22 protein-coding genes and 2 pseudogenes are annotated in these 26444 nt (G+C 47.7%); 18 read left to right on the forward strand and 6 right to left on the reverse strand.

Annotated elements, in window-relative coordinates:
* Positions 1 to 53 precede the first annotated feature (53 nt).
* Entirely contained in the window at positions 54 to 689 is a 636-nt protein-coding gene (locus ACYSNS_RS11050; protein WP_461723215.1) for a TetR/AcrR family transcriptional regulator, read from the forward strand.
* Here the strand turns inward: ACYSNS_RS11050 and ACYSNS_RS11055 are convergent.
* The 4 genes from ACYSNS_RS11055 to ACYSNS_RS11070 all read right to left on the reverse strand — a co-directional run bounded on the left by ACYSNS_RS11055 (position 677) and on the right by ACYSNS_RS11070 (position 6064).
* Positions 677 to 2878: a TonB-dependent siderophore receptor gene (locus ACYSNS_RS11055; protein WP_461723216.1), complete on the reverse strand. Its 2202-nt coding sequence runs from the start codon at positions 2876 to 2878 to the stop codon at positions 677 to 679. The genes ACYSNS_RS11050 and ACYSNS_RS11055 overlap by 13 nt on opposite strands.
* Positions 2879 to 3042: 164 nt before the next feature.
* Positions 3043 to 3837: an ABC transporter ATP-binding protein gene (locus tag ACYSNS_RS11060; RefSeq protein ID WP_461723217.1), complete on the reverse strand. Its 795-nt coding sequence runs from the start codon at positions 3835 to 3837 to the stop codon at positions 3043 to 3045.
* On the reverse strand, positions 3837 to 4895 hold the full coding sequence (locus tag ACYSNS_RS11065) for a FecCD family ABC transporter permease (protein ID WP_461723218.1): 1059 nt from the start codon (positions 4893 to 4895) through the stop codon (positions 3837 to 3839). The genes ACYSNS_RS11060 and ACYSNS_RS11065 overlap by 1 nt, the downstream gene beginning before the upstream one ends.
* Complete coding sequence (locus ACYSNS_RS11070; protein WP_461723219.1) at positions 4892 to 6064, reverse strand: ABC transporter substrate-binding protein; 1173 nt, start codon at positions 6062 to 6064, stop codon at positions 4892 to 4894. The genes ACYSNS_RS11065 and ACYSNS_RS11070 overlap by 4 nt, the downstream gene beginning before the upstream one ends.
* A 386-nt stretch (positions 6065 to 6450) precedes the next feature.
* Between ACYSNS_RS11070 and ACYSNS_RS11075 the strand changes: the two genes are divergently transcribed.
* Entirely contained in the window at positions 6451 to 7650 is a 1200-nt protein-coding gene (locus tag ACYSNS_RS11075; protein WP_461723220.1) for an MFS transporter, read from the forward strand.
* Between the two features lie 48 nt (positions 7651 to 7698).
* On the opposite strand, the gene ACYSNS_RS11080 is transcribed toward ACYSNS_RS11075, so the two are convergent.
* Positions 7699 to 8103: a CopG family transcriptional regulator gene (locus ACYSNS_RS11080; RefSeq protein WP_461723221.1), complete on the reverse strand. Its 405-nt coding sequence runs from the start codon at positions 8101 to 8103 to the stop codon at positions 7699 to 7701.
* 9 nt (positions 8104 to 8112) lie between these two features.
* Positions 8113 to 10098: a conjugal transfer protein TraG gene (locus ACYSNS_RS11085; protein ID WP_461723222.1), complete on the reverse strand. Its 1986-nt coding sequence runs from the start codon at positions 10096 to 10098 to the stop codon at positions 8113 to 8115.
* Positions 10099 to 10395: 297 nt separating this feature from the next.
* On the opposite strand from ACYSNS_RS11085, the gene trbB reads away from it, so the two are divergent.
* The 16 genes and pseudogenes from trbB (at position 10396) to ACYSNS_RS11165 (ending at position 26126) form a co-directional block, all read left to right on the forward strand.
* Positions 10396 to 11385 (forward strand): P-type conjugative transfer ATPase TrbB, encoded by a 990-nt coding sequence (gene trbB / locus ACYSNS_RS11090; RefSeq protein WP_461723223.1) that lies wholly within the window; start codon positions 10396 to 10398, stop codon positions 11383 to 11385.
* Positions 11372 to 11704 (forward strand): TrbC/VirB2 family type IV secretion system protein, encoded by a 333-nt coding sequence (locus ACYSNS_RS11095; protein WP_461723224.1) that lies wholly within the window; start codon positions 11372 to 11374, stop codon positions 11702 to 11704. The genes trbB and ACYSNS_RS11095 overlap by 14 nt, the downstream gene beginning before the upstream one ends.
* Positions 11701 to 11970 carry a VirB3 family type IV secretion system protein gene (locus tag ACYSNS_RS11100; protein ID WP_461723225.1) on the forward strand — a complete coding sequence of 90 codons (270 nt, stop codon included), beginning with the start codon at positions 11701 to 11703 and terminating at the stop codon, positions 11968 to 11970. Before ACYSNS_RS11095 ends, ACYSNS_RS11100 begins: the two co-directional genes overlap by 4 nt.
* A 2-nt stretch (positions 11971 to 11972) precedes the next feature.
* Positions 11973 to 14414, forward strand: coding sequence for a conjugal transfer protein TrbE (gene trbE / locus ACYSNS_RS11105; RefSeq protein WP_461723226.1), 2442 nt, complete (start codon positions 11973 to 11975; stop codon positions 14412 to 14414).
* Complete coding sequence (gene trbJ, locus ACYSNS_RS11110; protein ID WP_461723227.1) at positions 14411 to 15121, forward strand: P-type conjugative transfer protein TrbJ; 711 nt, start codon at positions 14411 to 14413, stop codon at positions 15119 to 15121. The genes trbE and trbJ overlap by 4 nt, the downstream gene beginning before the upstream one ends.
* Position 15122: 1 nt before the next feature.
* Positions 15123 to 15392 (forward strand): putative entry exclusion protein TrbK-alt, encoded by a 270-nt coding sequence (gene trbK-alt, locus ACYSNS_RS11115; protein ID WP_461723228.1) that lies wholly within the window; start codon positions 15123 to 15125, stop codon positions 15390 to 15392.
* 3 nt (positions 15393 to 15395) lie between these two features.
* Positions 15396 to 16712, forward strand: a complete 1317-nt coding sequence (gene trbL / locus ACYSNS_RS11120; protein ID WP_461723229.1) for a P-type conjugative transfer protein TrbL — start codon at positions 15396 to 15398, stop codon at positions 16710 to 16712.
* A gap of 4 nt (positions 16713 to 16716) precedes the next feature.
* Positions 16717 to 17406: a conjugal transfer protein TrbF gene (trbF, locus tag ACYSNS_RS11125; protein WP_461723230.1), complete on the forward strand. Its 690-nt coding sequence runs from the start codon at positions 16717 to 16719 to the stop codon at positions 17404 to 17406.
* Complete coding sequence (gene trbG, locus ACYSNS_RS11130) at positions 17403 to 18386, forward strand: P-type conjugative transfer protein TrbG (protein WP_461723231.1); 984 nt, start codon at positions 17403 to 17405, stop codon at positions 18384 to 18386. The genes trbF and trbG overlap by 4 nt, the downstream gene beginning before the upstream one ends.
* A gap of 1 nt (position 18387) precedes the next feature.
* Positions 18388 to 19551: a TraB/TrbI/VirB10 family type IV secretion system protein gene (locus tag ACYSNS_RS11135; RefSeq protein WP_461723232.1), complete on the forward strand. Its 1164-nt coding sequence runs from the start codon at positions 18388 to 18390 to the stop codon at positions 19549 to 19551.
* Positions 19548 to 19787 carry a DUF2274 domain-containing protein gene (locus tag ACYSNS_RS11140; RefSeq protein WP_461723233.1) on the forward strand — a complete coding sequence of 80 codons (240 nt, stop codon included), beginning with the start codon at positions 19548 to 19550 and terminating at the stop codon, positions 19785 to 19787. The genes ACYSNS_RS11135 and ACYSNS_RS11140 overlap by 4 nt, the downstream gene beginning before the upstream one ends.
* Positions 19788 to 20358: 571 nt before the next feature.
* A pseudogene (locus ACYSNS_RS11145) lies at positions 20359 to 20705 on the forward strand (transposase); the annotation flags it as partial.
* A 216-nt stretch (positions 20706 to 20921) separates the two neighbouring features.
* Positions 20922 to 22910, forward strand: a complete 1989-nt coding sequence (locus ACYSNS_RS11150; RefSeq protein ID WP_461723234.1) for an ATP-dependent nuclease — start codon at positions 20922 to 20924, stop codon at positions 22908 to 22910.
* Positions 22910 to 24808, forward strand: coding sequence for a UvrD-helicase domain-containing protein (locus tag ACYSNS_RS11155; RefSeq protein WP_461723235.1), 1899 nt, complete (start codon positions 22910 to 22912; stop codon positions 24806 to 24808). Before ACYSNS_RS11150 ends, ACYSNS_RS11155 begins: the two co-directional genes overlap by 1 nt.
* A gap of 59 nt (positions 24809 to 24867) precedes the next feature.
* A pseudogene (locus ACYSNS_RS11160) lies at positions 24868 to 24984 on the forward strand (IS3 family transposase); the annotation flags it as partial.
* Positions 24985 to 25775: 791 nt separating this feature from the next.
* Positions 25776 to 26126, forward strand: a complete 351-nt coding sequence (locus ACYSNS_RS11165) for an Arm DNA-binding domain-containing protein (RefSeq protein WP_461723243.1) — start codon at positions 25776 to 25778, stop codon at positions 26124 to 26126.
* Positions 26127 to 26444: the final 318 nt, after the last annotated feature.

Raw genomic sequence — 26444 nt, forward strand, 5'->3', positions numbered from 1 at the left:
ACCGACTGTCGGTCTAAACTAAAACGAAATAAAAAGACCAAGGTTTTAGACGAATGAAGAAAGCTGAAAAAAAGCAAGTCAGGAAACCGGGACGCCCACGCACCAAACCGGCAGAGGTGCGTCTTGACGAATTGATGAATGCGGCACTTGACTTGTTTCTTGCTAAAGGTTTTGAAGCCACAACAGTAAGCGATATAGTCGAGGCTGTGGATGTGGCTAAAGGTACCTTTTACCACTACTTCACGTCCAAAAATGAAATGCTGGAAGCCTTGGGACAACGCTATACCGAACAATTCCAAGAAAAATTGCAAGAAGCGATAGATCATTGCAGCGAAGATGACTGGGTCGGTCGCTTGCGTACATGGATTCAAGCCAGTGTGGAAACATATATAAACACCTACAAAATCCATGACATTGTATACACCAACCATCACCACCATAACCGATTGAATGCTGACAAAAACATTCTTGTCAATAATTTGATGGGAATTATCGAAGGCGGCACTAAAGCCGGTTTTTGGTCTCCTAAAAACCCAAGAGCTGTAGCGCTTTTGATTTATGCCGGGGTTCACGGAGCAACCGATGAAATAATTGCAGGCAATGTGCAAGACAGCAAATTCTTTGCTTCTGATCTTGTTGATAGTTGCTTGATGATGCTGCTTACACATAACGCAAATCACCAACGATAATTCATTGATGCAGTAATTGTCCGGCCAGATCCCACGAAACAATATAATTGTGACGTGCAACTTGCGACGTAATCTTTATCGAATAGATTACTCACGTTTAACGCCAAACTAGCACCAGAAAATTCTTCTGAAATTTTTTCAAAGTCATAATTTAACGCCAAGTCAACTAATGTAACACCTGGCACTTTGAAATTATTTGTTGGATCACCATAGGTCGAGCCGAGATATCGCATTCCGCCACCTACACTTAACCCTCTCAAGGGACCATCCTCCATATGGTAATTTAACCAAAGAGAAGCCGTATGCTTGGGAATTTGCGTTAGACCATTACCTTGATAGCGTGTATCCTTAAGCACCTCATTATCAAGATATGTATAACCAGCAACCACTTCAAAATCCAAGCCTATTTCTGCGCTTGCTTGAAGATCCAAACCTCTTGTTCGCACTTCACCGGCTTGCATATTATATCCCAGATGGAGTGCATCTCCCGTTTTGACATTGGTTTGTTCCAGTTCAAAAATTGCAGCACTTAACATCATAATGGATTCTGGTGGGCTATATTTAATCCCAATCTCGGTCTGCCTAGACTCAACCGGTTGGAACATTTTACCTTCCCAATCAGATTCCAATAACGGATCAAAAGCAGTTGAATAGCTGATATAAGGTGCTATGCCATTATCAAACTGATAACCAAGTCCAATACGACTACTCCAAGCACGATCCTGATTTTTCACATTTCGTGGTGTAGCGCTATAGCTATACGTTTCATCATCCGAATTTGACCAATCATAACGCCCCCCTAAAGTTAACCGCCATTTGTCGAGTGCAATCTGATCCTGAGCATAAATACCAGTTCGATTAAAATCTCTATCAACTTTCCAAGGGGCTGCCCGACTGGCCGTAAAGTCAGGAATGATATGCGTACGATAATCCGGTTTAAATGGATCAAATAAAATTGGTCCAACACTATAGAGCGCATTGGAAAGATTGCCGACCGAATAATCAAATCCAATAAGAAGATTATGTTCGGTGGGACCTAAATCAAACTTTCCACTGATATAATTATCGGTTGAAAACGATTTCATCTCCGCCGGCGTATCTTCATAATAGCCTCGCAGATAAGGCGCACCACCTACATCTGTAAATCCGTAAACGATGCTCCTTTTAATATGGGATTCAACCGACATATATCTGGAATTGGATGTCAATTTCCAACCATTATCGAATTCATGTTCAAAAAAAGAACTGACTGATGCCTGATTACGGGTCGAAGCATTATAATCAATATCAGTATAATTTCGCTTGCGATTTAACTGAGGGTAATGACTATGATTTAAGCCAAGTAAAACCCCGGGTAAACCGATATAATCAGGAATATGAGGCTCGCGAGAATAAGTCGCCATCACTGTCCATGAAGTGGATGCGTCAGGCCGCCAAGTTATCGCAGGTGCAATATAAAATCGTTGATGCTCTTTGTCTTCCACCTGATCATTCGTTTCCAATCCGGTCGTAGTCAATCTATATAGGAAAGTGCCATCGGCATTAAGAGGACCAGTGCTATCAAATCCAAGAGATTTTCTTTGATAGCTGCCATATTGCAAAATCATTTCATGAGAAGTAACGGCTTCTGGACGCCGACTGATCTGATTGATAATTCCACCACCTGTGCCTTGCCCATAAAGTGCCGAGGATGGACCTCTTAGAACTTCAATCCGCTGCAAGGCAAAAGGATCAATTTGTGGCAACCAACTACCTTGATTACTGATAACGCGAAGTCCATCAAGATAATAGTCAGCTTGAATCCCTCTAATACGCGTAATATCGATATAATTACCAAACGCACCATATGCCTCACTTGTAGCGCCAGCTGTATACCGTAAAGCAGCACTGGTATTAATCGGCTTTTGCTCGTCTAATTGTTTTCTCGTTACAACTGATACAGATTGAGGAGTCTCAAGAATTGGAATGTCAGTTTTCATTCCTGTTTGCGATTTATAAGCAACAACACCTGTGTCATCTCCACTACCGATAACAACAGTTTCAAGTAAGATTGTTCCAACAGAAGCCCTTCTGATGCTTTCATCAATTTCATCATCTTGGGCATAAACAGGTGCGCTACTTAAAAAAATAGGCATCAATGCAGATGCAAATAATTTTTTTTTCAACGCCCCTGAGCGACTTGACACCATTTAACCCTCCTTAACATGACTAAAATCATCAAGTAATCATTTGTTAAAACACGACTGACTGTCGGTCAATAAATATCTTTTATAATCATTCCAAAACAACATGCGACAGGTATGAATGAGCCAGCTAAATTGAACAAATCAAAAGAAAATTTTCTTTTTTGCCTTTAAACGGCCTGTCTTATTTTTCTCAATGATCGTTCGACAATAATATAGTCCAGCCCATGCGAAGAGGTTTCATTCAATGCCTCAACCTCATAAACTGTCTCCATCAAACTCGCGGTTAGCACCTCTTTTGAGTCTCCTACAGCAAGGATTGAGCCTTGGTGTAAAACGATGGCCTGATCACAAAAGCGCAAAGCATGGTTGATGTCATGGATTGCCATAACGATGCAAAGCCCTCGCTCATAGCTAAGCCTTTTCAGTAGTTCCAGCATGTCGAGCTGATTGGCGAGATCGAGCGCACTTGTCGGCTCATCAAGCAACAGAATTTGTGGAGCGCGAACCAGAGCTTGCGCAATAGAAACCAGTTGTCTTTGACCGCCACTTAAAGAGGCCAGTGCTAAGTGCCCAATATGAGCGATACCAACCATATCGAGAACATCAATGACACGATCGAGATCATTATGATTAACCGCCCAACCGCTACCTTGTTTGCCTGCCAACAATACAGCCTCAAAAATGCTCATGCTTGAGACCATGGTGATATCCTGCGGCACATAAGCTGGATAGTCAGAATGCCATGAAGGCAATGTTTCAACAGCATTGCCGTTAATCTCGACTGAACCGTCGCTTTGCAAAAGGCCGGCCATGCGTTTGAGCAATGTGGATTTGCCCGCCGCATTGGAACCAAGAAGCGCAATCATCTGCCCTCCTGCTAACGGTCCTATGGAAATATCCTTTAAGATAGGTGGGTTTGTGCCATAGGACAAAGTGACGTTTTTTATGGTGAGTTGAGCCATTATCTTTGCCTTGAGCGCAAGATGAGAATGAAGAAAAGAGGCACTCCGACAAGTGAAGTTACAATGCCAATCGGGATGGTCTGTCCCTCAACCAATGATTTGCTGAGAACCGATGCCGCCGACATCATGAAAGCGCCACATAAGGCCGAAGCCGGTAATAGAAAGCGCTGGTCCTCGCCAATCAGCATACGCGCAATATGCGGCCCGACCAGTCCGACAAACCCAACCGTGCCGACAAAGGACACACAGACAGAAGCCAGCAGGCTACCAAGCAGAATACCACGCAACCGCACACGCATAACCGGAATGCCAAGGCTTGTTGCACGCGCTTCGCCCAAGCGCATGGCTGTCAGCGACCAGCTTTGGCGCGCAAAGAATACAAAGACGGCCGCAAACACAATGGTCATCATCAGCAATTTCAGCCAGCTTGTGCGTGATAGACTGCCCATGGTCCAGAAAACCACGGCAGACAAGGCCTGATCGGGGGCGATATATTGCAACACCTGTAGCAATGCGGTGAAGGTGAAGACCAGTGTTGTTCCAAGCAGCACGATCATCTCTGTTGTGATGCCGCGCTGTCTGCTCAAATGAAAAATCAGCAACGCTGCCAGCATCGAGACGAGAAAAGCATTGATCGGTATGGAAAACGCCACAAGAGATGCGGGCAAAATGCCGATACCCAAGATCAAACCGAGTGCGGCGCCAAGACTGGCCGCGGCCGAAAGCCCCAGAGTAAACGGGCTCACCAACGGATTATCAAGCACGGTCTGCATTTCCACGCCTGCAACCGAAAGGCTGGCACCAACAACCAGAGCCGTTAAGGCGACCGGCAAGCGGATTTCCCATAAAATAACCTGAATGGCGACATTACTATTCCAATCCCATAAAGCGGATATGACCTCGGCCACATTGTATTTTGCCTGACCGATGGAGACATCAAGCAAGAAACAAGCCAGTGTCATCACTCCCATGAATACAAGCATCATGAAACGATAGCGGATAAGATGGGTGTAATAGGCCCGCCCATCTTTGCGCGTTGTCAAAACCTGATTGGTCATGTGCTTGAATCCATACTGACCCAATAACCGGATTGATAGGGAATGGGTAAAAACCGTTGATGAAGATCCTGAAAGGTTTTTTCGGGATCAAGCGAGATGAAAAGTTCAGGATGCAGCCATTTGGCAATTTGCTGCAGAGCTATGAAATAATAGGGATTATCGTAAAAAGGGTGCCATATGGCATAAACCTTGTGTTCCCTAACTGCGCGTAACGTGCGATAGGCCGGGCGCTGCATCAAACGCGACAAACGGGAAAGCGCCTCTTTTTGATCACTGCCAGGCCCAAGTTTAACCCAATCGCCGATAGGCGAATAGAGCGACCAATTGGCACCGGTCACAAGCACAATGTCGGGATCGGCAGCAATCACCTGTTCTGGGTTAAGTGTCCCGAATATACCGGCAATAAATTGCGAACCGATATTATCACCGCCTGCAACGCGGATCATTTCTCCAAAATTGCCATTGCCATAGGTCAGGCAACAATCATCATAAAGGCCAGCAGCCCGTTCAATCATGACGGTCGGTCTGGATGAAACCTTTGACAAAGGCTCGAGCACTTTTTCTATCTGCTCCTGCCGGAATTGGATAAAGGCAGCGGCTCTTTGCTGCTGATCCAGAAGCTCGCCCAAAATCAGAATGCTTCTGGTCGTATTGCCAAACATATCGGTACGAAAATCGATGAAGATAACCGGAATTCCCACATCATCCAGCCTGTCGAGCAGGCCGGAGGCTTGCGCCGATGCGCGCGAACTCAGATTCATAATGACAATATCGGGCTGCAGCCAGATGGCAAATTCACTATCGATCGCAACGGATGTGCCGCTTGAGAAAGCGGGGATTTTCTCAATCTGCGAATATTTACGCGCATAAGCGCGAAAACCATCGAGATCGGCAGCCCTGAAATTATCGCCCCAACCAATAACCTTAGCGAAAGGGTTTTCTGGTACGAGAAGCGCCATGACATAGGCAATCGGGCCATCACCAAGCAAGATCCTTCTGATCGGGCCGGTAATCTCAACTTTGCGGCCAGCAATATCGATGATTGCTTTTTTCGAATCAGACGTGGCAGCTTTCGCCAAATGAGAAAGCATTAACAAATTTGCACATAACACACCTGCCAATACATTACGCCGAGAATATACATTTTTTGCAAGTAATTCCCATGCCACATTAAATTTTCCTTGTGAAATAACTCTTGCTATTTTACTTATTGACCGACCGGCGGTCATATTGTAGCGTATATAAGTTGATAAAAAATATCAAGATATTTGTTGTGTTGGAAGTTTGCCATGTCTTTATCTTCAAATATGCAAAAAACTATGAGGCTTTTAACCGAGGCAGGTGTACCAACATACTGCAACGATATAGTTAGTTTTTACAGACAGTTAGAAGAAAAAAATATTGATAAGGCATGTATATTTAAAAACTTCATTATCGCTAAAAGCACAGAATTGTCATTCTTTTATACAGCTTCTCTTCGGAGCTTTCATCAAATTCAAACATTATAAAATAGCAATATTCAAGATAGCCAGAGTCTTGAATAGGAAAGCAAATCATGCCTCTTGTTATATATATTTTTTCGCTTTGTGCTTTTGCGATTGGTTTTACAGAATTCATCACTATTGGACTGACATCTGCTATGGCGGTTGATTTGAATACGGATGTTTCCAATATTGGTTTTACTGTGACAGCATATGCCCTAGGTGTTGTTATCGGGGCACCGATCTTGACTGCATTAGCATCAAAATGGCGACGCAAACGTCTATTGTTGACAGCTATGTTAGTCTTTACTGCAAGCAATATTATCGCTGGATTTTCTGAGTATTTGGAATTGCTTTTAATTGCCCGACTACTGTCGGGGTTGTCTCATGGCGTCTTTTTTGCAGTTGCTGCGAGCGTCGCAAGTCGATTAGTGTCACCTTCAAAATCAGGTTCTGCAATAGCACTGGTTTTCGGAGGCATCACTATTGCGATGTCGTTAGGTGTTCCCATAGGTACTTGGATTGGCAGCATTCTACACTGGCAACTTATATTTCTGATTATTGCAGTATGCGGTCTTATAGGTAGTGTGGGTATTTTTACTTTCATGCCACATGGGGCAGGTGACACAGAAACTAGCAATCATGAGAGGGAACGGCACCTGAAGGTGCTTATCAATAAGCATCTTTTGGCTGGTGCAAGCGTACCAATGTTATCTTTCACCGGCTCATTTATTCTTTATACATTCATATCACCAATCTTGCTGCAAATAACTTCCATGTCGGTGGAGTTGGCTTCAACGACTCTTCTTGCTTATGGCATTGGATCGGCCGTTGGAACACTAACTGCAGGTAGGCTTATCGACAGTAAAGGTATGGATTATACATCCACCCTTATGGTGGTTTGTATTACGGTCGCTCTACTCCTTACTGGCTTTTCGGAAAACAGCACCATTGCAATGTTTGTCATGATCACTCTTCTGGGTTTTGCTACTTACGGGGCGATCCCCCCTTTACAATCACGAATGATCATGCTCGCAAACCGTTATGCACATGTAGCCATCGATGTTGCTTCTGGGATGAATATTGCAGCATTTAATACAGGCGTTATGACAGGTTCAATCATTGGAGGTCTGCTCTTACGCTATACTGGATTGGCTTTTTTATCATGGGTGAGAACTTTAATAAGTATCATTTCAGTGTTTTTTCTGTTGTGGCAGGTCTATCATCCGTCCATGAAAGAAGATAAAATTTGCACTGATAAAATGCGTAATTAGTTTTCTTAATTTTCGTCCTGTTTTATAAATGAAATCCACTTATAATATTTAACAATTTATCTCATTCGATATTTCTTTGATGAAGTGTTTTTCACGTTGCAAACGTTTGCCGAGTGTCGTAACAAACGCATCAAACCGCTGCTTGCCTTTGGCACGAGCCTGTGCCTGCGCTTCCGTCTCGACTGGCTCAATGGTGGCAAGCCAGAATTCTATGAACAAGGCAAGCGTATCCAGTGCCACAATGCTGTCACGCTCGATGCGATCCATCTGGCGACCGATCTTGTCGAGACGTCGAACAAGAACGGCTTCCTTGCTGTCTTCCATTTCCGGTGTCAGAAACGAGGCTATAGCCGCTTCAATAATGGCAGTCTTTGAAACCTGTCTGGTCTTTGCCATATCGTCAAGTTTGCGCTGCAGTTCCCATTCCAGATAAAATGTATTGCGCGTTCTCATATCAACCTCCTAAAGCTCCAATCCATCATCCTGATCTAGCGAGGCTTGGCGTGCCAGCCCGCGCATTTGCCGGTTGAGTTGACGGTTATTGTTTTGCAGCCTCTCTTCATCATCACCTGTCAAAGCAGCAAATTCCTGCAGATATTCATTCTCGCTATTTGGTGGCACAATTTCTTCATGTGCCGGCAACATTGGCTCGCGCCTGATGCCTGCATTATCATTATCCTTGGTTGGCTCGAATTGATCATCCACCAACTCCGCGGCAATAACCTGATTGCTCCAAGGATCGTCATTGGCACCCACATGGCTTTTTCTTTCAAGAACGGGCGGCGCAACAATGCGCTCGTTCAATCGCCTGTCGGCATAGTATTTTGCCTTCTTGGCCCTGACCGGCGGCGTGGCCGATACCATGACGATTTCATCTTCCGGCGGCAATTGCATGATCTCGCCCGGGGTCAATAAGGGGCGTGGCGTATCAGAGCGGGAAACCATCAAATGACCAAGCCAAGGCGATAATCTGTGACCAGCATAATTGCGCATGACTTTGGTTTCTGTAGCTGTTCCCAGCGAATCCGAAACACGCTTGGCTGTGCGTTCATCATTGGTGGCAAAAGAAACCCTGACATGACAATTGTCGAGAATTGAATTATTGCTGCCATAGGCCTTTTCGATCTGGTTCAAAGATTGGGCAATCAGAAAACCCTTCATTCCATAGCCCGCCATGAACGCAAGCGCGGATTCAAAGAAATCCAGCCGCCCGAGTGCCGGAAACTCGTCAAGCATCATCAGAACACGGTGCTTTCTCTGCTTGTCATGCAAATCTTCCGTCAACCGTCGTCCCATCTGATTGAGAATGAGACGAATAAGCGGTTTTGTGCGCGAAATATCAGAAGGCGGCACGACGAGATAAAGCGTTGTCGGGGCTCTATTATGAACAATATCGGCAATGCGCCAATCGCAACGGCTTGTCACTTCTGCCATCACCGGATCACGGTATAGGCCGAGAAACGACATGGCCGTGGACAAAACACCGGATCGTTCATTCTCTGCCTTGTTCAACAACTCCCGCGCTGTGGAGGCAACAACCGGATGAACTTTGCCATCACCCAAATGCGGCGTGCGCATCATGGCAATCAGTGTCGCCTCGATGGAGCGTTCAGGATCAGATAGAAAAGAAGCCACACCTGCCAGTGTCTTGTCCTTTTCTGCATAAAGAACATGCAAAATCGTGCCGACCAGCAATGAATGGCTTGTTTTTTCCCAGTGATTGCGTTTTTCAAGCGAACCTTCGGGATCAACCAGAACGTCGGCAATATTCTGGACATCCCTGATTTCCCATTCGCCTTTGCGCACTTCAAGTAGAGGATTATAAGCAGCAGAGCGGGCATTGGTAGGATCAAACAACAGAACACGGCCATAGCGCGCCCGAAAACCGGCCGTCAGCTCCCAATTTTCTCCCTTAATGTCATGGACAATGGCCGACTCTTCCCATGTCAGCAATGTTGGTACAACCAGCCCGACACCTTTGCCGGATCTGGTCGGCGCAAAGCATAATATATGCTCAGGACCATTATGACGCAGATAGTCATTGTCATATTGACCAAGAATAACCCCTTCATCCTTGAACAAGCCTGCATTCTCTATATCTGCCTTTTCAGCCCAACGGGCAGAACCATATGTCTCGACGTCCTTGTCCTCGCGCGCGCGCATGACAGACAGGGTAATGGCAACTATGACCGATATAATTCCGCCAGAAGCGGCAATCATGCCGCCTTGCGCAAATATTGAAGGCGCATAGCCATCATAGAGATACCACCACCACAAATTCTCGCCAGGCACATAAACCGGATATCCGAATAGAGTGAACCACGGTGGACCCAATTGCGGCTGAAACCCCAATGACCATGCCACCCATTGCGTAGCAATCCATAACATTGTGATAATGATGATGAAGACAAATAAAATCGGGCCCCATAAAATTTTATTCGAAGGCATGATTTATCTCCTCTTGAAATCAAGAGAAAATAGAACCAGTAACAAACTATATCAATGAAACAAAAATAGTATTTATGCGTATTGAATAGAAACAAATAACACTTAATCGCACTTTATACAATTTATTAGTAAATATATTTTTTTTATTACTTATCCACAGGCGTAAAAAAAGTTTTACGACTGAATAATACCGCCTAAGATACTATGATTTATTACTCATTTTGATATTGAAATATTTTAATTTCAAGCATCACTATTGCTTCCTGATCCAGAGTTTACCTTATCAGGGCAATCATCATGACAACCATTCATCAAGAAGCAGAACAGGTTTCCCGTGGCACGCGGATGCTTCGGAGCGCGCTCGGAACCAATATCCAAACCTTCCTTGATGACCCCAATGTTGTCGAGATCATGCTCAATCCTGACGGAAAACTCTGGATCGACCGCCTCTCTGACGGTCTTGATGATACAGGCATTGTTATAGCGCCTGCCGATGGCGAACGCATTATCAGGCTAGTTGCCCATCATGTCGGTGCCGAAACCACACGCAAATCCCCGATATTGTCTGCAGAACTGCCAATATCCGGCGAACGCTTTGAAGGATTGCTTCCTCCTATTGTCGCCGCACCTTCATTTTCCATTCGCAAACCGGCCGTTGCCGTCTTTACACTCGATGATTATGTCCGCAACACCATCATGAGCCAATGGCAGGCCGATTATCTGCGCCATGCGATTATGGAACGGCAAAATATCATTGTCGCCGGTGGCACTTCATCCGGCAAGACAACGCTTACCAATGCCTTGCTTGCCGTCATTGCCGATCTTAACGAGCGCATTGTTCTCATTGAAGATACGCGGGAACTGCAATGCAATTCTCCCAATCTGGTTGCCTTGCGCACCAAGGATGGTGTGGCATCACTTTCCGATCTTGTCCGCTCTTCCTTGCGGCTTCGCCCAGACAGGATTCCTATTGGCGAAGTCAGAGGCCGTGAGGCGCTTGATCTTCTCAAAGCATGGGGCACAGGGCATCCCGGTGGCATTGGCACAATCCATGCCAATACAGCTCTTGGTGCCTTGCGCCGTTTTGAGCAGTTAATTCAGGAAGCGGTCATAACCGTCCCCAAAGCTCTCATTTCTGAAACCATTGATCTTGTCATTGTCCTGCGCGGTCGCGGCAAAAACCGGACTTTGAGCGAAATGGCTTTTGTCGATGGCCTTGATGAAAAAGGCGATTTCAAACTATCCCCCGTCACCCAAAATATAGGAGGTTCAAATGAACAGCCGTAAACTATGGCGAAATCCTATCGCCATTCTCAATCTTGCCAACCTTGCACTGGTCACGCTGCACTCAAATGCCTATGCGGCAGGTTCATCAATGCCATGGGAAGCCCCATTAAACAAAATCCTGCAATCAGTCGAAGGTCCGGTCGCCAAAATTGTAGCGGTAATCATTATCATTGTAACCGGTTTATCCCTGGCCTTTGGCGACACATCTGGCGGTTTCCGCAGACTTATACAGATTGTTTTCGGCCTTTCCATCGCTTTTGCCGCCAGCTCTTTCTTCCTGTCTTTCTTTTCATTTTCGGGAGGCGCGTTGATCCTATGAGTGAGCTTTACGAAATCCCCGGCTTTGTCGTGCCGGTAAGACGTTCTTTGACTGAACATATCCTGCTTGGTGGCGCACCGCGCGCACTTGCAATCCTCAATGGCACCATTGCCGCCTCATTAGGCCTTGGCCTGCGGCTATGGCTCATCGGCATCATATTCGGCTTTGTCGGTCATTTGCTGGCCGTGTGGGCAGCAAAACGCGATCCGCTTTTTGTCGAAGTTGGACGCCGCCATTTGCGTTTTCCAACATTATTCGGAGTATGATTATGTTCAATCTTTCCGAATACCGTAAACATAATGCCTTGCTTGCCGATTATCTGCCCTGGGCGGGACTGATTGCCGAAGGTATAATCCTCAATAAAGACGGTGCATTTCAACGATCTGCTCTCTTCCGTGGCCCCGATCTTGATAGTGCCGTACCAGCAGAACTCGTTGGCATTGCCGCGCGTCTTAACAATGCCTTCCGCCGGCTTGGCTCGGGATGGGCACTATTTGTCGAGGCACAGCGCCATCCTGCAGCCCCATATCCAGAATGTCAGTTTGCCGATGCCGCTTCGGAACTGGTCGATGCCGAACGCCGCGCCGGCTTTGATGAAGAAGGCAGTCATTATGAATCATCCTATTATCTGACTTTTCTCTATATGCCGCCCGCAGAAGAAGCGGCCAAAATGGAAAGCTGGTTTTACGAAGGCCGCGAAAAAAACGGTATCGATCCATATGAAATTTTGAAAAATTTTATTGATCGCACTGATCGTATTCTGCAGCTCATTGAAGGCTTCATGCCAGAATGTCGTTGGCTCAACGATGATGAAACGCTGACCTATCTCCACTCCTGTGTTTCGACAAAAAAGCAGAAGGTCAAAACCCCTGAAACACCGATGTATCTTGATGCCTTCATAGCAGATGAACCGCTAACTGGCGGGCTTGAGCCAAAATTAGGGCAAAACAATTTAAGAATTTTGACCATAACCGGCTTTCCTGGTCTCACAACACCGGGCATTTTGGACGACCTCAATCAACTTGCCTTTGAATACCGCTGGTCAACACGCGCTATTTTAATGGACAAATTGGATGCTATTCGTCTGCTTACCAAAGTCAGACGGCAATGGTTTGCCAAGCGCAAATCGATTGCAGCCATATTACGCGAGGTGATGACCAATGAGGCAACAGCCCTTGTTGATTCCGACGCTGCAAACAAAGCCGCGGATGCCGATCTAGCCCTGCAGGAACTTGGTTCTGATGAAGTGGGCGAAGCCTATGTGACAACAACCATTACCGTTTGGGATGAAGATCCAGCCAAAGCGGACGAAAAATTACGCCTTGTCGAAAAAACAATCCAAGGCCGTGACTTCACCTGTATGCTGGAAAGCGTCAATGCCATAGATGCATGGCTCGGTTCGCTGCCCGGCCATGCTTACGCCAATGTCCGCCAGCCAACCATTTCAACGCTTAATCTGGCACATATCATTCCTTTGTCTGCCGTCTGGGCCGGTGATGACAAGGATGAGCATTTCAATGCGCCGCCTTTATTCTTTGGCAAGACAGAAGGTGCCACACCCTTCCGTTTCTGTCTGCATATTGGCGATGTCGGTCATACATTGATTGTCGGGCCGACCGGTGCCGGTAAATCGGTACTACTTTCGCTGATAGCCATGCAGTTTCGCCGCTATGCAGGCGCGCAGATATTCGCTTTTGACTTTGGCGGTTCAATCCGAACAGCCGCACTCGCTATGGATGGCTCGTGGAATGATCTTGGCGGCTCGATCAGCGAAGACCAGAAAGACAGTGTTGCCCTACAACCCTTGCGCCGTATTGATGACCATAATGAACGCAGTTGGGCGGCCGGCTGGATTGCTGACATATTGCGCCGCGAGGGCTTGGCTCTCACACCAGAAATCAAGGAACATATCTGGTCGTCACTAACGTCACTTGCTTCCGCACCGCCGGAACAACGCACCATAACCGGCTTTTGTGTCCTGCTGCAAAACAATGATCTGAAACAGGCTCTGCAGCCTTATTGCATCGGTGGACCGCATAGACTTCTTGACGCTGAAACCGAACAACTTTCTAATTCTACGGTACAAGCCTTTGAGACCGAAGGCCTCATCGGATCAAGTGCCGCGCCTGCGGTTCTGGCCTATCTGTTTCATCGCATAGAGGATCGTCTTGATGGACGCCCGACCATGCTTATCATTGATGAAGGCTGGCTCGTTCTCGATGATAGCAGTTTTGCCGGACAATTGCGCGAATGGTTGAAAACGCTGCGCAAGAAAAACGCTTCCGTTATTTTTGCCACCCAATCCCTCAGCGATATTGACGGTAGCTCGATTGCGCCCGCCATTATTGAAAGCTGTCATACCCGTATTTTATTGCCCAATGACAGAGCAATTGAACCACAAATCACCGAAATCTATCGCCGTTTCGGCCTGAATGACCGGCAAATAGAAATCCTCGCCCGTTCCGTACCCAAGCTGGACTATTATTGCCAGTCGCGCCGCGGCAACCGCCTGTTCGAGCTTGGCCTTTCAGAAATCGCACTCGCTTTATGTGCCGCTTCCTTAAAAGAAGATCACAAGGCCATAAGCAACATTCTTGCCAATCATCAACGCAGCGACTTCCTGCGCCAATGGCTCATCCACAAGGATCTGACCTGGGCGCTTGAACTCATCCCTTCCTTTTTACCCTTCACAGAGGAGCATGTATCATGACCTATCGTTCCCATTATATCTTGCCGGCCATTATTGCAGCAACAATACTCGCCGAGCCTGCCTCGGCTATCACTGTTTTCGATCCGAGCAATTATACGCAAAACGTACTTGCCGCCTCACGCACGCTTGACCAGATCAACAATCAAATCCGTGCGCTGCAAAACCAGACACAAATGCTGCTCAACCAGACCAAAAATCTGACCAAGCTCGATTATTCGGCACTACAGCAATTGCAGCAAAATATCACACGCACCCAAAGCCTGCTGCGTGAAGCGCAAAACATCAATTACAATGTCAATTCTATTGATGAGCAATTCCGCACCACTTATGGCGAAGCTAATATGAGCGCGAGCGACAAAGAGCTTGTCGAAGGTGCCAGAGAGCGATGGCGCAATTCCATGGGCGGCATTCAGGATTCTATGCGTGTTCAGGCGCAAGCCGTCAGCAATCTTGATACCAACAAGACCCAAATGAAAAATCTGATCGAGCAAAGCCAGCAATCACAAGGCTCTTTGCAAGCCTTACAAGCTGGTAATCAGTTATTGGGAGTTTTGAGCCAACAAATAGCCGATATGATTGCTGTCGCAATCTCGGCCAACCGTGCCAACAACCTTGAAGCCGCAGAACGAAAAGCTGCCGCAGAACAAGGGCGCGAACAACGTCGCAGATTCCTTACGCCAGGCGCCGGCTATAACGGAGGCAAGTGATATGCTTGATACTCCGATGATAAAAAGGCTGACTATTTTTGTTGCCATTGTCGTTGCACTGGTTGCCATAGCAGGTAGTTATCTGCAAATGCGTGATAACGCACCTTATACGCCACCTGTGACGGTTATTCCGAACAAGGAACCAGCCACCAAAACAGAACTAAAACGCTGTAAAGATCTGGGGCAAGCTGCAACGAGTGATCCTGCATGTTTGAAAACATGGAAAGATGCCCGTGACACTTTTCTTGGCTCTACCAAGAAAGGCAGGTAAGCTATGAACTCTGTTGGTGTCATTGACCGATTTCTGAATACGTTTAACAGCCTGATCGATAATGGCTTCGGTCTGCTCAACAGTGAAGTCGGCTTCATCGCTTCAACCCTGATTGTCATCGACATAACCATTGCCTTCCTGTTTTGGGCATGGGGTGCCGATGATGATCTGATGGCAAGGCTCGTCAAAAAAACAATCTATATCGGTGCCTTTGCCTACATTATCAGCAATTGGAAATATTTGACCGACATCATTTTGAAAAGTTTTGCCGGTCTTGGCCTCAAAGCGACCGGATCAGGCTTCACTTTTGAACAAATGATGCACCCAGGCGCAGTCGCGCAAGTCGGCCTTGATGCAGGACGACCTTTGATCGATGCCATGTCTGATCTGATGGGCTTTTATTCATTCTTCGAAAACTTCATTCAGATTGTTTGTCTTGGTCTCGCATGGCTCATCGTACTGATCGCGTTCTTCCTGCTCGCCGTCCAGCTCTTTATAACCCTGATCGAATTCAAGCTGACAACGCTTGCGGGCTTTGTCCTTATTCCATTCGGCCTTTTCAACAAATCATCCTTCATGGCCGAAAAAGTACTGGGCAATGTCATTTCGACCGGTATCAAGGTTCTGATTCTGGGGGTTATTGTCGGCATCGGCAATACGCTTTTCGCAGAATTCAAGGCAGGTTTCGGCGATCAGATTCCCACACTCGATCAGGCCATGACCATTGTATTGGCTGCTCTTGCTCTTTTAGGGCTTGGCATATTCGGCCCCAAAATTGCCGATGGCCTTGTTTCAGGCGGGCCGCAAATGGGAGCAGGATCAGCCGTTGCCACAGGCCTTGCCGTTGGAGGAGCGGCACTTGCCGGTGGTGCAGCCATTGGTATGGCCGCCAAAGGTGCCATGTCGCTGGCTGCAGGCGGCGGCGCTGCCATGCGAGGCGCAAGCGCCATCGCAGGTGGTGCCTCTGCCGCGTACTCTATGGCCTCTGCCGGTAAAAGCGGCGCATCCGGTATTGCCGCCGGTCTTGGCGGTGCCGCCAAAGCCGGTGCTTCTGTCGCTGTTTCCCCTTTAAAACGTGCGGCACAAAGCGCCAAAAGCAGCATGGCCGCAGCCAATGCTTCAGGCGTAAAAGCCGCATATCGCGCTACGGGTGGTCAATTGAATGACAGTCAGGCCTCAACCAACAAACCATCTCCCAATAACAGCGCCTTGCGCCGCAGCCATTCGGCGACGGCAAGGCAGGGCGCTTCAATGGCCGCTCATGCTGTTCGCTCTGCCGATCATGGCGGTGCCGGCAATTCAGTAAAATTAGGTGATTGATCCCATGAATATTTTCAAAAGACCAACGACACATTATGGAAAAACCCCGCAACCGGAAACACCTTATCAGCGCGCCGGTCAGGTTTGGGATGAACGCATGGGGGCCGCGCGTGTTCAAGCCAAAAACTGGCGGCTCATGGCTTTTGGCTGCCTGTTTCTCACAGCCGGTTTTGCAGGCGCCCTTGTCATCCAGTCAACACGCGGCACTGTTGTTCCGTGGGTCGTGGAAGTTGACAAACTCGGCGAGGCGCGCACTGTTGCGCCTGCCATTAGCGACTACAAACCATCTGATGCACAAATCGCGTGGTATCTTGCCCATTTTGTTGAGCTCGTGAGATCAATTCCAAATGATTCCGTCATCGTGCGTAAAAACTGGCTGGAGGCTTACGAGTTTACCACCAATAACGGCGCAACTGCCCTCAATGAATATGCTCGAAGTAACGACCCATTCAACAAAATTGGCAGACAACAAATAGCAATTGATGTCTCATCGGTTATTCGTGCTTCACCAAGCTCGTTCCGTGTCGCATGGATCGAACGAACCTATGCCGATGGCGCACTTGCTTCAACCGAGCGTTGGACAGCAATCCTTACAATCATCATCCAGCAACCACACGACGCCGATCGTTTACGCGTCAATCCGCTTGGCATTTATGTCAATTCGATCAACTGGTCAAAGGAGCTTTCAAAATGAACAGAAACCCTATCATGATCGGCCTTCTTCTCACAACAGCTCTAGCCGGTTGTGCAAAAAACCTTCCGCCTGAAATTTCCTATGACAATGTAATGCCTGCGGCTCTTGTGCCAGAAGCGCCTTCACCAGTTCGTGTTGTCGAAACGGCCAGACCTTTGCCATTGCCAGGACAGCTGAAGCCGGTAAGCAATGCAGCAAAAGACAACAAGAAGCCAACCGAACGCATTGCCAATGCCAACAAAGCTGCCCGTATGGAACCGGTCAAGGATGGCTTTATCAATGCCATGCAAATCTATCCTTATACATCCGGCGCACTCTATCAGGTCTATACAGCCGTAGGGCAAGTCACCGACATTGCCCTACGGCCGAGTGAAACACTGGTAGGAAATGGGCCTGTTGCGATTGGTGATACTGTCCGTTGGATTATAGGTGATACAGAAAGCGGCACAGATAAAACCCGACAGATCCATATTCTTGTCAAACCAACCCGTGCCGGCCTTTCTACCAATCTCGTAATCAATACAGACAAGCGCACCTACCACCTCGAACTTAAATCAACAGAATCCACCTATATGGCTTCTGTAATGTGGCAATATCCGACAGACCAGATCATTGCCTTACGCCAACGAAACGCACGCGCACAAGCCATTCAGCCCGTGGCAACCAATGTCGATATTGCCAATATTAAATTCAGATACCGCATTAAAGGCGACAATCCACCTTGGCGGCCGCTCCGCGCCTATGATGACGGACGGCAAGTCTATATCGAATTCCCCCGCGGAATCGGCCAAGGCGAAATGCCGCCACTCTTTGTCGTCGCTGCTGACGGCAAAGGAACGGAACTGGTCAATTATCGTGTCCGGCAAAACTACATGATCGTTGATACGCTCTTTGCAGCGGCAGAATTGCGCCTTGGCACGGGCAAAAACAAAAACCAGCAAACCGTGCGTATTGAACGCTCCGATGGCAGGAGGCGGTAAAATGGATGTGCAGCCCGAAACAAATACCATGAAACTGCGGCAAGAGGTCCCGAAAGTCACCAGATTATCACGAAAAATGCTGCTGACTGTCGGCATTGTCGGCTGTCTCGTCATTGGCGGCTCGCTGATCTATGCGTTTCAAGAAAAAAATAACACCAATAATGAAAATGAACTTTATTCTATTGATAGCCATACCTATCCAGACGGATTGCAATCACTATCCAATGATTATTCCGGCCCGATCATAGGAAAGCCGGCGCCCGGCGATCTGGGTGCTGCCAGCGTTATCCAAAATCAGCAGGTTGTAACTTCAATCGCAAATGAACCCGTGGTTGATCCCTATGAGCAAGAGCTTGAGCAAAAAATCCGTGAGGAAATTGAAATTGCCCGTTTGTCTGGCCTCTTTGCCCCATCTCAAACAAAAGTGGACGCAGCACAACAAACGGCAATGAACAACCAACCAATTAATCCATTTCTGCCTGATCTGATGGGCGAGACATTGGCAAATCAGGATCATATCTCGCGCCAGCAAGCCTTCCTTAACAAACAAGACAATCAAGGACTGGTCTCTTCTGCGCGTATCATCAAACCACAATCACCCAATCTGCTGCAGGCCGGTTCTGTCATTCCTGCTGCACTGATTACCGGTATTCATTCAGATCTGCCAGGCCAGATTACCGCGCAAGTAACACAAAATGTTTATGACAGTCCGACCGGCCGTATCCTGCTTATCCCGCAAGGCACAAGACTGATTGGAGAATATGACAATCGTGTTCTATTCGGACAGGAACGTATCCTCTTTGTCTGGAAAAGCCTGAAATTTGCCGATGGCGGCACATTCCCCCTTAATCGGGCGCCGGGTGCAGACGCAGCAGGCTATTCCGGTGTTTCCGATCAGGTTGATCATCACTGGTGGGCTGTGACAAAAGCCGCAGCACTCTCGGTTTTGCTTTCTATAGGATCGGAATTGGCGATGGATGATGACGATGACCGGCTGATCCGCGCGCTTCGCAATGGCACCCAAGACACCTTTAATCAGGCCGGACAGCGCATTATTGATCGCCAGTTAAACGTGCCAACGACCTTGAAAATACGCAATGCTTTCCCTGTGCGCGTCATCATCACACAAGACCTGATTATCGAACCGGAAGGAGAAGAAGAATGAGCAAATTACGCATCGCATTGCCAGAAGAAAAAAAGCCGGTCAAACTGCGCCTAGATATTCCGGCTGATCTTCATGTCGATCTGAAACTCTATGCCGAATTGCTGGCGAGGGATTCAGGCCAGAACCATATCACCATTGAGAAAATCATTGTCCCTATGCTGATTGACTTTCTGCAAGGTGACAAAGGTTTTCAGAATGAGAAAAAACAAAACCCCAATTACTCAATTAGAAACTGAGAAATTAGAACGAGAGCGCGCTAGAGAAGCTGCTTGTCTAAGGGAAGAATATGAAAGAAGGGCAAAACTTGCCAAAAGACGGCAAGTCCGTGAAGACGATAGATTAGCTTATTTATTGGAACTCAAGTAGCTTGATGGAGAAATAAAAGAAATGCTATTATGAGTTGATACCCTAAAACAAAAGTATCAAAATGCCAATAATCGTAATCTTTCATGTATGATAGAATGGGTTGAAAATTACATATCTGAACAAGAGTCAAATTTATTGATTGAGAGTATTAGCGAGAAAATTGTGAGTAAGGATATGTTTCCTGAAATTGATAGTCTCTATGACCCACTTGGGAATCCATAAATAATTACGATGGATTGGACTACTACTATTTGTAAAAAAATGATTTGTATGCACAGCGTTACGAGTGAGTCTAAGTGAGCTTTAGCAATTTGTCTGTTTAAACTGGTGCAGTACATTGGACTGTCCCCATTTTTGACCGGACACATGACATAAGATAGAAAGGCTTAAGCCTGTGCTTAAGGATTGCTTATGTCAGATGGAATAAAGTAGGCCGAGTTTCTGGTTGGAGATATCCGCCGCCGTCGGACGGTATCGCAGAAACTTGCAATGATTGAGGAAAGTTTTGGGGTGGGCGAAAGCGTTTCGTCTGTTGCGCGTCGTCATGGTGTGGCTCCCAATCTTCTCTATCGCAAGTGGCGTTTGTTGCAGGACGGTGGAGAAGTAGCAGTTGGCTGTGATAGCAGCGTTGTTGGTTCAAAAGAGGTGTGCAGACTCCAGAAACGGGGTCGGGAGCTGGAACGCTTGCTTGATCGTAACACACTTGAGAACGAGATCCTCAAAGCGGCTGTTGTGCGTTGCCCGTCGAAAAAACAGATGTTGCGGCAGAACTGGTTGCCGAAAGGCGTTCAATAACAAACGTGTTCAGCGCACTGTCCTTAAGAATGGGGCTGCACCTGAACAGGCATCGGTCGGAGCTAGAGGTGGCCGTCTACGAAACCGTCGCAATGATACAAATAGACAGGAGTTGTGGATATTGCACTTACCAATGAAGAGTTGTATTGTAAGACACTTCTTCAACCATTCTTAGGCAAGCGCTGAGACTTTTATAGTGAGGCATTTTCATGAAGATCGAAACTATCGCGGTACGTAATTTTCGCTGCTTCGGTCCCGAGTGGATGGAGGTGCGTTTGCAAGAGCAGGTAACAGCCTTCGTCGGAGGCAATGGTTCAGGTAAGACGGCGCTCTTCCAAGCGCTGTCTCGGCTTTTTGGTGTGACGAGGACGGACAGGACTGTCTCCAAGAAAGACTTTCATATCGCTCATGACGAAGAAAAATTGCCGGATGGGCGGGACTTGGAGATCGAATGCCTACTGGGCTTCCCGGAGCTAGACCAAGAAGAGGACGAAGACGCCAACGCCGTCCCTGACTTTTTCAATCACATGGCTGCCTCGGGGCCTGATGAACCGCTGAAGGCGCGCATCCGACTTGTCGCCAGGTGGATTGAAGACGGAACGCCGGATGGCACTGTTGAAGAAGACATCAGGTGGATCACAACGCTTGACGACAATTTTGTATGGGAGACTTGTCCGAAGGTCTCGGCGGTGGATCGCGCGAGTATTCAGGTCATCTATGTTCCAGCCCTTCGCAACGCCGCTGACCGTGTCACCGAGCTTCTGAAGGGCCGTCTGTGGCGAGCGGCGCTCTGGTCGGCTGATCTTGGTGCCCGTGCTACCGAAGGGGCTGAGCTTATCCAGAACCAGTTCGATCAAGAGGCCCCTGCAAACTTTATCATCAAGCGTCTGACGCATAGGTGGCAGCAGGTTTACGAAGGCGACACAGATACGACCCCCAATCTTCGACTGATAGAGAGCAGGATCGAAGAGCTGGTGCGGCGCGCGGAGTTCGTATTCTATCCTGACGAGGCCGGTCGAAATAGAAACCTTGCCGATCTCAGCGACGGTCAGCGCTCGCTTTTCCACATCGCTCTGACTGCTGCGACGCTAGAAACCGAACAGGCTGCGCTTGCCCTCGCTGCGGCGGAGAGCCCGTTCGATCAGGAAAAGTTAAGGCGTACTCATCTAACCCTTCTCGCGATTGAAGAGCCCGAAAACAGCCTTTCTCCGTTCTTCCTGTCCAGGGTTGTGACGCAAGCGCGGGAGATTGGCGAGATGGGCACGGCTCAGGCGCTCATCTCAAGCCATAGCGCTAGCATTCTTTCCCGCATCGAGGCAGACGAAGTCCGCTTCTTCCGTCTTGACAGACAGACGCGCCGCACCTCCGTGAGGCTGCTGACTTTGCCGGAAAATGATGACGAAGCGAGCACATATGTGCGACTTGCGGTCCGCTCTTATCCGGAACTTTATTTTGCGCGGTTCGTGATACTGGCGGAGGGGGATTCGGAGCGGATCGTTGTTCCCCGGCTTGCCGAAGCCAAAGGCGTGCCGCTTGATCCGTCGTTTGTTCCGGTCGTTCCGTTGGGGGGGCGATATGTCTCTCACTTCTGGAGACTGCTCACCGATCTTGGCATTCCTTACGCCACGCTGCTGGATTTTGATCTTGGCCGCGCTCATGGCGGAGCCAACATGATCCGAAGTGCGGTTGCTGCTCTCGAACAAATGGGACATGACCTGACCGCAAATCCCCTCGTCGTTAACTGCACGATCGATCTCTACGATCTCGACAGTTTGGCCGACAAGGATGTTCTAAATGATTGGCAGGATAATGACTGGCTTCAGGCCCTCAGGCATGAAGCCGTCTTCTTTTCCGATCCCATCGACCTGGATTTCGCGATGTTGCAGGCGTTTCCTGCTGCCTACCAGCACCCAAATCCGAACGGTCGAGGTCCAAGGACAACGGCGGAGGCGATTGCCGAGAAAAAGAAGGTCGTCCTTAAAACTAATGGAAAACCCGATATCTATGACGACGATCGATGGAACGATAGCTTCGCCTGGTATCCATATCTCTTCCTCAGCCATAGCAAGCCGGAAACTCATCTCGCTGCCTTAAGCAGGATTACAAATCAAAACCTTGTCCACCACGCTCCGCGGGAATTGAGTGCCCTGATCGATCATGTGAGAGATGTTTTGTTTCCTGAGCCGGGTGAAGACTAATGCCAGTTTTGCCGGAAGATTGGCGACCACAAGGGGTCGATGACCTTGAGCCGCGAGCGTGGGAGGCTTTGCGAGAGACCGCACGGAGCGTTTGTGTTACCGCTGGCGCCGGAGCGGGCAAGACAGAATTTCTGGCGCAAAAGGCCGCCTATCTCCTTCAGACTGGTCTTTGTCCCGAGTCAAAGCATATACTTGCGATCAGCTTTAAGCGTGATGCTGCCCAAAATCTTGCAGCGCGGGTTCGTCAGCGCTGCCCTGCAAACCAGGCCCGCAGGTTTCACTCGATGACTTTCGATGCATTCACGAAGCAGATGTTGGATCACTTCCGCTTCGCAATCCCAGATGATTATCGACCGCCGACCGACTACAGTATCGCGTTTCCCTCAAGACAGGATTTTAACTTATTCCTGCGAACTCACAGACGCCTAGATGTCAGTGCAGACCGTTTTGAAAGGGCGATTGCCCGTACGGCGCTGCCGTTCGAAGAAACAGTTGTGGATCCGCGCGCGCGCGAGCTGCTTCGTGCCTACTGGGATGATCAGTACGCCATGCCGGACGGTGCGCTGGTCTCATTTGCGATGATCAACCGCCTCGTTGAGTACATGCTGCGCTCAAATCTAAGGATCAAGCGCGCCTTACGTCTAACTTATCCCTTTGTTTTTCTTGACGAGTTCCAAGATACGACCTACGGACAATACAGTCTCGTGAATGCCGCGTTTCGCGATAGCAATTCTGTATTCACCGCTGTTGGAGACGACAAGCAAAGGATAATGGGCTGGGCGGGCGCAATGGATAACGCGTTCGACGAGTTCACCGCCGACTTCAATGCCGTTCGCCATGCGCTTCTCCGGAATTGGAGATCACACCAGGCTCTAGTTGCCATCCAGCATGTCATCGCACGGCAGATTGATCCCGACGTCGAGGAAGTCGAGGCCCGGGGCGAGTTAGAGGTCGATGGAGAGACGGCAGCTATCTGGATGTTCGACAGCTGCGAGCAGGAAGCAGAGCAGATAGCGCGATGGATTAGAAGTGAAGTCGATGAGGGCTTTATTGCTCCGCACGATGTCGCAATCCTTGTGCGCATGCGGGCGAACAATGTTGAAGATGATCTTGCTCCAGTTCTGTGCAACTACGGCCTGACACTGCGCAATCTTGCCAGGAACGTCGGTGAAATCGCCATTCAGGATTTATTAGCCGAGCCTCTCACGGAAATACTCCTTCTACTCTTGCGGCTTGGAGCAAAAGCGCGCGACCCGGAGGCTTGGAACGCGACGCAGGAGCGTTTGCAAGCGTTGGCGGGCGCCCACTCGGAAGATGAGGCCGCGCAGGAGCACTTGCAACGGGATATCGAAAAGTTCTCCAGGAATCTTCGACAGGCAATGCGTGAGGAACTGCCTGATCCGGTAGTGGCTAACAGGCTGTTTGCGCAGGCCTTGGATTTTGTTGGAGTTGAGCGTCTGCGTCAGGCCTACCCAGAATATCGACGCGACGCTGATTTCCAACGCGTTCGGAATGGCTTCCAAATCCTTTTGCGAGAATGTGTCGAGAGCGCTGCGGATTGGAGTTACGTTCTTGATCGGTTCGAAGGTAAGGGACAGGTCCAACTTATGACGATTCACAAGAGCAAGGGTCTAGAATTCCACACAATGATCTTTTTCGGGCTCGACGATCAGACATGGTGGAGCCTCTCGCCGGATCGCGGTGAAGAACTCAATTCATTTTTTGTCGCTTTTACTCGTGCCATGCAACGGGCGTTTTTCGCTTATTGTTCCGAACGGGGTAATGCCATCGGCTGGCTAGAGCAGCTTCTTGTGCCCGCAGGTGTAAAACGGATCGACGGAGCCGATATCCTCACTTCCGATGAGCAAGAATGGCAGGTTCCGGGAACCAGAAATTAAATTCGCAGATGGTTTATGCCAATTGATTGTTATGGTATTTTAAATGGCACATATTGGGATGGGGCACAGACATCACCTATATCAAAACATATGAAGGGGTTTCCTGTCTGGCCATTGTGATCGACCTCATATCCCGGCGCGTTGTTGACTGGTCGATGCTATCGCGCCTAACAACAAAGCACCTCACTACAAGCCTACATGTGGTAGACATCGACCTATAGCAAGAAGTTTTAGCAAAATTTGACGCGATCTGGTCAGCTTCTGGTGAAGCACCTGAGGCATATGTGTGTGACTTAAATACAGAACAAACTATTTATTCTATCTTAGGTTGAATTTAATTGATCTTTAGCCGCGGTGATAGCGTAAAGTTTTTGCTACTATGGATATTCCCATTAGCTTTTACGTTATCACTGCATGAGATCTCAAAAACGTATATATTAGATAGAGCCCGTAAGGTAAAAAAATTGCGGATATTGGGTGCTAAATATTTGCTGCGAAAGAAAATAACAGGTGAATAGTCTTAAATAATCTACATTATTTTTTTATGCGATTTAAATAATGAAAACAGATAGATAAGAATTGCATGGTCTATAAATAGGCAAAAAATTTTAAGAAAATTATTTTCCCATTATAAATCAATTGGTTACAATGGAATTAATAATTGAGTGGGAATGATTCAGCCTCCCTCCAGGCAACCTAAAACACGCTGGAGTCGGTATAAGGCCCTGAAAGCAAATGAAAATTCTTTCAGGACTTTTTTGACTATTCGTAGGGTAAATTTGAAATCGCAGGGTAAATCGCAGGATCGTACGTCATTGTATCCATCTGTTTTTAGATTTACCCTACATCTATAACATAGCTGTGTTAGGTGAATTTTTTTGTAACTCATTGATAAATAAAAAAACCTTGAAGGTGGCTGTTAGGTAAAAACGTACTTCTGGAGGAAATTATATCTTAAGATCAATCAATTAAGTCACTTAAGCCAAAGGAAAAGATTTACAAGGTTCGGGATCAGCAAGACCTTCATGTTACAGTTGCCCTATCTGGGACAATTACCTTTCAGAATGATTATCGTATGGATGGCCGCCATGAGACGGTAACCTTCGGTCGATACGGTAAAACGGGGATTTCATTGGCAATAGCCCGCGAAATGTTGTTGGATGCCAAACGGGCTATTCGTGAGGGGCGCTCACCAGCTATAGAAAAGCAAAGTGAAACGCGGCGAATCAAGGAGGCCGATAATTTTGCGCAATTTGGTCAGCATTGTTCTAACCGAATTATGAGACAAAGAAAGTATAGCATCGCTATGTCGTCGTGAAGGCATTGCCTAGCCGCTTTATTACAAATGGTCGAAGGACCTTCTGTAGGCTACCTAGTCGGGATTACAGTGCTTGTTTTTTTGGGGGGCTTCCAGATATATCTCTGACATTAGCTTTGAGAGCTGTCAAAAAATAATACGGAATGTTTTTTCTAAATGTAACTACGTATCTATACTCTTATAATTGACGTATATGGTGCCGTTTTTGGCATTGTGACTGCCACTTTTGGCAAAGTATTGGAATTGTTTGGTAATTCATGTGTTTTTGGTTGATTTTGTTGGTTTTTTACTGTTTTGAAATGCCAAAATTGGCATGAT

It is taken from the genome of Bartonella sp. LJL80, from assembly GCF_054871565.1.